This is a genomic window from Sphingomonas sp. CFBP 8765 (genome assembly GCF_014841445.1).
GTDB lineage: Bacteria > Pseudomonadota > Alphaproteobacteria > Sphingomonadales > Sphingomonadaceae > Sphingomonas > Sphingomonas aerolata.
This window is the reverse complement of sequence record NZ_JACYTY010000019.1, coordinates 1-9,845: the sequence shown is the minus strand read 5'-3', so window position 1 is coordinate 9,845 and position 9,845 is coordinate 1. Positions and strand designations below refer to the sequence as shown.

General features: G+C 56.9%; 9 protein-coding genes. 3 read left to right on the top strand and 6 right to left on the bottom strand.

Features of this window, described 5'->3' with window-relative positions:
• Together IFT87_RS19940 and IFT87_RS19935 are read right to left on the bottom strand one after the other, a co-directional pair.
• Nucleotides 1-190, bottom strand: a 190-nt coding sequence (locus tag IFT87_RS19940) for a transposase (RefSeq protein WP_192191730.1), incomplete at its 3' end; no start/stop codon positions are given.
• Between the two features lie 151 nt (nucleotides 191-341).
• A complete protein-coding gene (locus IFT87_RS19935) occupies nucleotides 342-710 on the bottom strand; it encodes a hypothetical protein (protein ID WP_192191729.1) in 369 nt (122 codons plus the stop codon).
• Between the two features lie 247 nt (nucleotides 711-957).
• On the opposite strand from IFT87_RS19935, the gene IFT87_RS19930 reads away from it, so the two are divergent.
• Nucleotides 958-3,120: a bifunctional diguanylate cyclase/phosphodiesterase gene (locus IFT87_RS19930; protein ID WP_192003760.1), complete on the top strand. Its 2,163-nt coding sequence runs from the start codon at nucleotides 958-960 to the stop codon at nucleotides 3,118-3,120.
• Between the two features lie 131 nt (nucleotides 3,121-3,251).
• Nucleotides 3,252-5,435, top strand: coding sequence for a TonB-dependent receptor domain-containing protein (locus IFT87_RS19925; RefSeq protein ID WP_192191728.1), 2,184 nt, complete (start codon nucleotides 3,252-3,254; stop codon nucleotides 5,433-5,435).
• Nucleotides 5,436-5,584: 149 nt separating this feature from the next.
• Here the strand turns inward: IFT87_RS19925 and IFT87_RS19920 are convergent, their stop codons facing one another.
• Nucleotides 5,585-6,322 carry a transferase gene (locus tag IFT87_RS19920; protein WP_192191727.1) on the bottom strand — a complete coding sequence of 246 codons (738 nt, stop codon included), beginning with the start codon at nucleotides 6,320-6,322 and terminating at the stop codon, nucleotides 5,585-5,587.
• A gap of 274 nt (nucleotides 6,323-6,596) precedes the next feature.
• Here IFT87_RS19920 and IFT87_RS19915 point away from each other — a divergent pair, with 274 nt between their 5' ends.
• Nucleotides 6,597-7,037 (top strand): hypothetical protein, encoded by a 441-nt coding sequence (locus IFT87_RS19915; RefSeq protein WP_152555370.1) that lies wholly within the window; start codon nucleotides 6,597-6,599, stop codon nucleotides 7,035-7,037.
• 1,114 nt (nucleotides 7,038-8,151) lie between these two features.
• Here the strand turns inward: IFT87_RS19915 and IFT87_RS19910 are convergent.
• The 3 genes from IFT87_RS19910 to IFT87_RS19900 all read right to left on the bottom strand — a co-directional run.
• On the bottom strand, nucleotides 8,152-8,571 hold the full coding sequence (locus tag IFT87_RS19910) for a BLUF domain-containing protein (RefSeq protein ID WP_192191726.1): 420 nt from the start codon (nucleotides 8,569-8,571) through the stop codon (nucleotides 8,152-8,154).
• A gap of 660 nt (nucleotides 8,572-9,231) precedes the next feature.
• Nucleotides 9,232-9,420 carry a hypothetical protein gene (locus IFT87_RS19905; RefSeq protein WP_192191725.1) on the bottom strand — a complete coding sequence of 63 codons (189 nt, stop codon included), beginning with the start codon at nucleotides 9,418-9,420 and terminating at the stop codon, nucleotides 9,232-9,234.
• Between the two features lie 17 nt (nucleotides 9,421-9,437).
• Nucleotides 9,438-9,845: hypothetical protein (locus tag IFT87_RS19900; RefSeq protein ID WP_206757242.1), on the bottom strand; the 408-nt coding region annotated here is incomplete at its 5' end.

The window sequence follows — 9,845 nt, the reverse complement described above, 5'->3', positions numbered from 1 at the left end:
TCAGGCGCCGCCAGGTGAAGATCTGATTGCCACCGATGCCGTGCCGGCGGGCGACGAGCGACACGCGCATCCCCGGTAGATACGTCTCCTCGACGATCCGGACCTTTTCCTCCGGCGTCCACCGCCTCCGCCGCTGAACACCGGAGAGAACCTCGCCATCGTTGTAACGCCTGGTCGTACCGTCAGTCATATGCCTCACTCTTATCTAAGAGCGGGGCCCTGTCAGGTCATTTAGGGGGCCACCTCAGGATCCGGCACGGTCGCTCGGGATATAGTGAAGGTTCCCGATGACGATCGTGCGGCGAGAGCCAAATCTCGCTGAGCGACCCGCCCGATAGGCGTCAAGCCACCAGGCGTTCAGCCATGATAGCGATCATAGCTGCATTCAGCGTCAGCCTATTACCGCTGTTTTTCTCAATCACCAGATAGCTTTGCGTGCGCCTAAGTGGATCAAGTCCGCTCCAGCGACGCAGGCATTCGCCTAGCGTTGCCTTCCAAGGCTGATGGATGGTTTCGATCAGTTCGGCGCGATTGTCTGGATCGGTGATGGGCATGCCGCCGCCATAGTCCAGTCTGCTGAACGCTCTGCTAACGCTGCCGCGCACTTCTGCATCTCGTAGATCGGCGTTGTCAGCAACCGCGAACGCACGTGTGTTGCGAGAGGTGTAGCAGCTGCCGTTATCGGTCAACCACTTGATTGGCTCGGGCACGCGGTTCAGACCGCACATGCCTCTTAACCGCCTGTAAAGCATATGCTAACCATAGGCTCAAACGATGCTAAAACACTATTGGCCTATGATTTCTAGGGGAGGCAGACGAGCAGGCCGATCGGGTATGACATACGTTCCTCCAACGATCAGTATGCCCCGTCATGTGAAGCCCACTGCAACCGTTGCAAGCGTCGTGTTATGCCTGGCTCTCGCCGGGATCCTTGCGATCTTGCTTGCCGGACTCTCAATGAATTCCGATGCAATGAACACGCAAAGGCAGCTAATTGACAATGCTGTCAGCCAAGACGTGGTGGAAGCCTTAAACGAAATTCAGAGTATCGCATTTTGGGACGTCGCAGCCGAGAAGACCACGACATCGGTTATGGATGTTGACTGGTTTAACAATGAAATCGGTCAATATCTCAGCAAGGTGAACGGACACGATGCCGTCTGGATACTCGATCAGGATAACAAGCCAGTCTACGGTTACGAAGGCGGTCGGCAGCTTCCCCCCTCTTCGCTTCGACCTTACGGCGGCGAATTAGCAGAACTGGTCAGGATCGTGCGCAGCGGCAAAGAGGACGGTCGCCGAATACGCGACGCGAACATTGAGACACATCGTGGAGCGTACCCTGGCTCCCTCGGCAGCAACTCGCGTGGCCGTTGGAGTTCGCATATCATCGGGGATGCCGGCGAGGCTGTGATACTAACGGTCATGACGATCGTGCCAGTCACTGAACGTGTGGTCTTGCGGCAGCGGCCGCATTTGATCGTCAGCGCCGTCAAAATCAATGAGCAGCGCATTCAGACCTATGCCGACACGTTGCTGATCAACGGGCTTCATGTAAGACCGCTAACGTCCTCGCATAAATATTCGGGCACATATATTTTAACAGATGATAAGGGCCAACCGATCGTCCAACTTGTATGGGCCTCCCGCCGACCAGGCCGGATCCTCTTACAATACGTCTTGCCGCTCTTCGTCATCGTTACCGCGATCGCCGCATTTCTGCTAGTCGCAACATTCCGCCGAATGCAGAAAATGACAATCTCGCTGATCGACAAAGAGCGAGAGGCCAGTTTCCTTGCCAACTTTGATCCGCTATCTTCGCTTCCCAATCGTCGTCTCTTCATGCAACACTTCAACAAATTGCTTGCTCCCCACCTGATTGACTCAAATCCCGCAATGGTAGCATTTTGCGACATCGATAACTTCAAGACCGTCAATGACACATGGGGCCACGAGGTCGGCGATGTTCTCATCAAGACCGTCGCCAAACGATTGCGAAATGGTTTCCCGGACAGTGTTCTCGTCTCGCGCTTCGGCGGCGACGAGTTTGCTCTGGTGCATGCGGAAAAGTGGCTATCGGTAGAGGACTTTGGAAATCGCATACAACGCGCTTTCGCAGAGCCTTTCGATCTCGCAGGAAAGCCGTCACGCATTGGCGTATCGGTCGGTATTGCGATTGCACCAGATCACGGCCGCGGAAGCAGCGAGTTGCTGCGCAACGCTGATATTGGCCTGTACGAGGCCAAGGACGGCGGCCGCGCGCGTTGCGCAGTGTATCACCGCGGCATGCACGACCAGATCGTTGTGCGGAAGGAACGTGAAACGCGGATTCAGGATGCGCTTGAAGCCAGCCGCTTCGAACTCCACTACCAACCCATCGTCGATATCCGCAGCGCCTGCGTCTGCGGCATGGAAGCCCTGCTGCGCTGGCCGGCGGACGATGCGGCAGCGATGCCGCCAGCAGAATTCATCCCGATCGCCGAGCGAGCGGGACTGATGCCCATACTTGGGGACTGGATTATCTCACAGGCCTTCCGTGATTCCCTGCGGTGGCCGGGGCTATGGGTTTCTATCAACCTGTCACCGCTGCAGATCAGCACCGCTGGCCTGATCAACACCCTTAGTCGCGAACTACGCATAAGCGGCGCTGACCCTGCGCACATAATGTTCGAGATAACGGAGGGTCTCCTTCTGAATTCAACTGCCGATACCCGGAAAACCTTTGACGCCATTCGAGCTATGGGCTTCAAGATCAGTCTCGACGACTTTGGAACGGGCTATTCAAGCCTGAGCTACCTCCAAGACTTTACCTTCGACAAACTTAAGATAGACCGCAGCTTCATCTGCGACGGCAAGCTGCAGGACCCGCGCTCTGCTTCCTTGGTGAAAGCCGTCATCGACGTTGGCCGTGCACTCGGCATCGAAGTGGTGGCCGAAGGCGTCGAGTACCTTAGCGAAGCGCGGATTCTTCAGGCGCTTGGTTGCTATCAGTTCCAGGGGTGGCTCTACGGACGAGCGCTTCCACCTATCAAAGCAACTGACCATGTACGAGAATTGAACACACTTGTATCCCAGGGGTTCACCGTCGATCCGGTAGCGTCGCTGCGCGTGGCGAAATAGCAATTCGTATCTCACAAATCTTGCTCTCGCGACTGGTGGCAGGTGCGATGTTGACGGGATCGGTCTCGACCACGTCATCAGCCCAGCTTCCCACATCACGAATTGACGTCGACGAACCAAGGGACATCATCGTGACCGCACAGCGTCGATCGGAGCGTCAAATAGACGTACCGGCCGCGATCACTTCCTTGTCCGGAAAAGGCTTCGACGCAGCGGATTTGGGTGATACCAAGGCAGTTATACGGTTCACGCCCGGTTTTGCCGGCTTCGCAGAGAACAACTTCGTCGACGGCATCGCCATTCGCGGCATCGTTTCAAACGACTACGGGCTTGGTGGCAACCCCTCGATTGGAATTTTTCGAGACGGCGTTCACCAAGGTCGGACAGGTTCGGTGATCACCACCGCCTATGATTTGGAACGCGTTGAGGCGCTACGCGGGCCGCAGGTGTTCCTGTTCGGTCGCAATGCGATTTCCGGAGCTCTGGCAATCGTCACCAAGGCGCCCGAACCGGACGCGGCCGAAGGCTACGTGACGATCCGTGCGGGCACTAGGCACCGCTTTGAGGTTCAGGGGGCTTACAACGCCGCTTTAGGCGATGGTTGGGCGCTTCGCGCGGCCGTTGATCGGGAAACCGAGAGAGGATCGTCACAAAATGCGAGCTTCCCCAATGCGAAACAATTGGGATCCCGCGACGTGGCCGCAACTCGTGTATCACTGCTTCATCGGGGCAATGACACGACGGTACGGCTTACGGGTGAATATGACGACCGCGAACTTGGCGGCACACCGCATCGCGCTAGGATCACCGATGCAGCGGTGATTGACCTGCTACGCGAACTGAATCCACAACTGGAGATCCGGGGCGGTCGGCGGGACGTCGACAGTGATCTATCGAAGCTGCGTGACCACAGCCGTGTCGGATCGCTAACCCTACGGATCGATCACGATGCAGGCTCGGTGACGCTTGCCTCGCTGACCGGACTACGTGCTCATCGCTATCGGTATCTTGAGGACTACGACGGCACACCCTTGGTCATCGATTCGTTCGGCGTCAGACAGCACGGCGACTATGCCAGTCAGGAGTTCACCGCCGTCTCGACGGGCAAAGGTCCGCTGCAATGGGCGGCAGGCATTTCGGCTTACCATGAGCGCGTGAAAGGCAGTTATACCAACGGCATATCGGAGAAGATCGTCTGCGGCCCAGGCTATGGATATCCGGACTGCAACCAGTTGGTGGCGGACATCTATGGCAGCGATCGGGTCTTTGTACCTGCGGCGGACGGCATTCTGACCGACGTGAACCGCGCCAAAGCGGCCAACTGGGGTATCTCGGCCTACGGGGCGGTGGATTGGAAGGCCAGCCCGGATTTCACGATCGGCGCAGGTGCTCGCTACACGTGGGATCACAAGCGGTTCGATCTCGACGTGCCGCAAGTCGCGAGCACGTTGGGAAATGTTTGGCTCTCGACCTACTACACTGGCGGTTACGTCCGGGCGGCACAGGCTTGGGACGGCGTTTCGCCGCGCGTCTACGCACGTTGGGCCCCAAACCATGACTGGACGATCTATCTAAGCGCTACCAAGGCCATGAAGGCGGGAGGGTTTGGAACGTTCAGCCTCGTCGCCTCCGAACCGCTTGATGATTACGATCTCGTTCCCGCCGGCACAAAGCCCGACGACTATGGTAAGGAAACGGTCCGCAGCGTTGAGCTGGGCGTGAAAGGCCGACTTCCTGACGGTCGCGGCACCGCCGCCATTACGGCTTTTCACTACATCTACAACGACCTGCAGGCCAACGTCTTCGATCCGGTGCTCCGCAGTACGCAGGTCATCAATATCGGTAGGGTCCGGGGCACCGGCATTGAGGCGGAGGCGGCGCTGCGGTTTGGCCGTCACGTCAGTCTGGCGCTCACCGGCGCCTGGACGCGTACGGTTAAGACCGGCGATCGCGGCTGCACGCTTTCCGACTGCGGTGGTCTAGGCAATCCTACGCTAACCACGAGCGCGACTTTGCGCCTACAAACGCCACTTCGAAACGGCGAATTGTACGTGCAGAGCGAGGCGTTCTACGCCAGCCGCGCACGGGGCTCGTTCGACGACCGGGGCTTTGGGCGGGTGCCTGTCTGCGCCCGAGGCGACGTGCGGCTGGGATATGCCGGTAATGCAGAATGGAGTTTGGAAAGCTACGTCCGCAACGTGACGAACTCGCTGTGCTACGCCGGTGCCGACAACGGCGGAGGGATCTCGCCAGCCACTCTGTGGGGCCCGATCCTTGCGCGCACCGCGGGACTAGCACTTACGCGACGCTTCTAGGTCCTGTTCTTCCCGTCCCGTATCCCGTGCTCCAGAAGGAATGGGATCTTGTCTAGTCCGCATTGCTTAGTTGATAACGGATGATTGAGCGCGCCTGCGTGGTCGCAGGCTTTCGAACCGCGATGGAGGTCAGGCTCGGCCTGCGCCGATCAATTATACCAGACGTTCGGCTCCACATAGCTTCCCATCCCTCTCTCGAGATCGATCGCCACAGGCGCCAGCCCGCCCGCGATAGGGTAGTTCCCGGACCGTTCGTAAAGCTGACCCGACCACGCCTCCCAAAAACCGACCGGTTTCTCGATGACCATGGATTTGCGGCAAAGACTGACCATGCGCCCCCCCGCCCTCTCATGACTTCGCAACCATGGATCGTAGAGCCGACCATCCTCCCGCCGCAATATTGCGTAGTCCGCGATATCCATATCGAGATGCTGCTCAAGCATGGTCGGCCGCACTGGGAGAAACGGCTTGCCCAGGCCCTTGCTCTCTACAAGGTTGCGCATCGCACCGAGCACCACGCGGGCCAACCCACGATTACGATGTGCGTCCGGTACGGAAACAGAGAGGCCCACCACCATGTTCGGTGCACAGCTAGTCGTTTCGGCAGCGCACTGAAGCGCCCAATCCCAGCCACGCTCCGGCAAGTTAGACGGATCGTCGTAAAACATCGGGATGAGGTTGCCAGTTGCCACAACATAGTCACGATCACGATCGATGACGGCAATTTGATATTCCGGATATCGCTCCATCAGATCAAAGTAATGAACGAACGGCTCTGAGAAGTTTAGGAATCCCATACGGGACCAGACAGCTTTCTCTATTTCATCAGCCGCATTCGCCACCTTGTCCGATTCGGCGAACGTCGTTATTAGTAGGTTATCCATCATTTAGTGTCATCCCTTACGGCCCCGCATGCTTGACCCATAGATGGTTAAAGTCTGATTAAGAATACTTGATGGCATAGATAAATGAAAACCATTGGCGGCTGTGGTTCATCCACCGCATTCCTACGCTCACGTAAGTACAATCAAATCTAAAGCATTCCAAAAGTATAGGCCGTCAGTACCGACATAAATACGCCGGAGCACAAATGATAAAACCGGTTTTCCTGATATGACTGCACGTGTTCCGACTGAGGATCGGCAACCAGCGGATCGGCCAGTGGCCGTTACAATTAGCAATTGTTCTGCCGCGATATTGCGTTACCACGGGGTGGACCCGGAGAAGTTCGCCGTCGTGCGAGCAGTTCCGCGTACGAATGCGATCGAGATAAGCGAGGTGCGTCTTGTTGACGGTCACCTATCGCTAACGATCCTGCTGCCGATGCCGTACGGCTCGAGACGCATGACTGTTATTACGGGTAAGAACGCCAGCATATCCCTTCCGGGCATGGGGTTGTCGCCTGAAGTCGCTGCTGCGGCCGTCGGACGCCCCGTCGGACGTCTCTCTGGTCATCCTGCATTTGAAAACCTTACGGAAGTCGTCGTGACCGAAGTCTTGCAAGTCGTCGAGGTCGGACAGCGCCCGACTACGATTCTGCGCTTTGACGATCAGGTCAAGCTACTAAACGCCGCAGATATCGCAACGCGGTCATATAATTAGATGCCCCGCACTAATACAGGAGTGCCGATCAGCGCTGTTTGGTATACCAGCCCCTGTAAAGCTTCGACGCAGACTCAATGGCTTCGCAAAGATCTACCAGTTTCCACTTTCGGCGTCGACTCACAGGTCTCAGAGGCCACTGTCATAATGTCTGCTACGGGATTGGCTATTTATGAGCATTGATAGCCGAAATACGGGCGCGTACGCCCGTAATTCGAGGTGAACAAACGGCCACTCGCGCAATCTGAGCGTCCCTAAAGCGGTCGGGCCGTAATTCTTCCCATGATCGTCATACCCTAGTCAAATGTGTGGAAAGCCCGGTCGTAATGACAACTGTGCAACAACAGGTGATTTCGGACGGCAGCCTCCCGATCGCCGCAAAACGCCGTCGCCAACCCCGATTGGCGAATATCGTGGATTTTCCGACACTGCATGGCGGACCGTCGGCGCTCAAAAGCGGCCGGGCAGATGTACGCCCAGGGTCAGACGCTGGGGTTGGAGATCCGCTATCTGAAAGCAGCCATTCGGCAACCCAAACGCCGCATCAGTGCCCCGGCAGCAGGTGCTCCACTTTCAGCAGGCAAGTCGTGCAGCGTATGTCGCTGCTACTGGTGGGGTAAAATACATGGCGAACGGTAGTGGCAGCCGCGCAAACTCGGTTGGCGGCGAGCGCTGGCCACTCTTCTAGGGGCGTACCTTTCCAATGGACGAACTGACGACTGCCACAGCCAGCTTTGACTTCCCAAGCGAACGCAATAGCAAAGAGCAACCGGCGTATGGCGTGTATGCTCTGCTCGTCTGGCGACGCTGTCGAGCTACGCCTCGAGCTGAGCGGCTGAACGTGCGATAATAGTCCAGCAGCGCCTCGTCCCAAGGCAGTTAGCGCTTTTCGGTCAGGTTCATTGATCGGCTCGTCGTCGAGCCTGCGCGCCCCGATGCAGCCGCCCTAGGCCGCGCGGTCTTCGGGCGCTTGCCGCCGCCCGCACCGGAAGAACCGGATCATCAAGGGCACAGCCTCGGACCCCAAGAACTGGTCTACGTTGACCTTCTTATGTCGTTCACAGCCACAGATCAGATATGCCCTTATGATAACAAGGGACTGCATGAGTCGGATTTAGACTGTCAATCGCCGACTTAGTGAAAGAGCGGCAAATCCAATAAAAACCGCTTTTATCGAGTCGCATTCAACATCTGCGACATGTCTCATCACACGATCAAGGAATCCCCTTTCTTCGCCAAGGTCTCTCTCAGCTAGATATTCGGTTGTCCATTTTCTGAATTGGCGACAATTGGTCGTAATAGGCCTAAAGTAGCTAATATTATCGTGACGCGAATCTTTAGCAATCCGATTCATCACAGCCTGCACTGCGGCAGCGTCTCCCTCCAGCGCTTGTATGAAGCGGGCACCGTCAGATAGGAGAAGACCAGTAATATCTTCAGAACGGTTTCTGGCATCAGCGAGGTCGCGAAGGTCGGCCAAATCACCTGACGTAAAGTTCTGCTTGGCTCTGCTGATATAAATAATGATCTGCATAGAGCCCTCGGATCGTATCGCACTAAGTCATGTCGATCGAAATGACTCCGCTCGCTGACACATTCTCGGTTTTTTCTGGTTAAGAAATAGTTGATGGCTGATAAGCGAATCCTCAGGAGGATAGTGTCCGTCGGTCGAGTTAAGTAACCGGATCCAAATACCGCTGGCAGCGTGAGTGCCTGCCAAGCAGCGACAGCCATTTCTCTAAACGCGGCCTTCCAAGTAGCGCTGGCCTCTTTCCATGGCGCCCGATCCTCGAGCCGCTCTATCCGGCTGCCTGACATATAGGCCGCGACGTGTTCGATCATCGCGTCCTCATCATTGCTCGTGCATAGGCGACACCGTCCCGTCACATCGACTCCTTACAAGCCTGTTCCTGATAGGTGCCGTGGCAAATGCATCATCAAACACGACTCATAATCAATCTGGCGGTCCAGGTTCTGTGAGCCACGCTCAGTGAGACTGTCAGCGGTCGCGTGGACACGCCAGCGGTGCGCCTAGCCCTGCGGTGCCTCTGGCATCATTGCCCCGAGCGCTGGCCGCTCGTCATGTTCTGGGAAGGTGCGCAGCAAGATAACGAGATCGGCCGGAGCCAGAGTGTGACGGCCTCCCTCACCGGGATTGTGCGACAGCCGCGACGATCCGAAGCGTATTTCGAGATCAGCAATTTGCAGTAGATGCCCACGTGCCTTTAATAACATCGACTGCAGCGGCAATGCGGTGCCAATCCTTTACGGCGACGGGGTCGCCGATGGCAGCGACCATCTGATCGACGATATAATTTGGGGTATGTTCGCCGTGTTCTGCCAGGATGGCGGCCGCCTGTATCCAGACCTCTCGATCACTCATGGGGGCTGACCGGGCCATCAAATGTCGAGATTCCGGCGCTTGACCTCATGGTGAACGCCCTCGCTGGCCTGTAACGCCATCGCGATGATGTGCTCGATGACCGGCTCCGGAATGGCGTTAGCCACATCAAGCCCAAATTGGTCAAGATACGACCACGCCACCCATCCGGAGTAGGCAGTTAGCCCCGGTATATTGAGTGAAAGAAACCGTCCGACCGTAACTCTGTATTCCGAGCGGAGCTTGAACCCCAAAGTTGACACGTTTTGGATAATAGCCGGATGCTCATCTGCAAGAGATGTGATGAGCACGGCTGGAAGACTCATCGCCGTTCGGTTCGAATACCTACGATCAAGCCGACCTTTGCCGGCACCAGCCACAGGGCCGCGATGGGTGTTCATGGGGCCGTCATCCGTCAGCACGCCTAT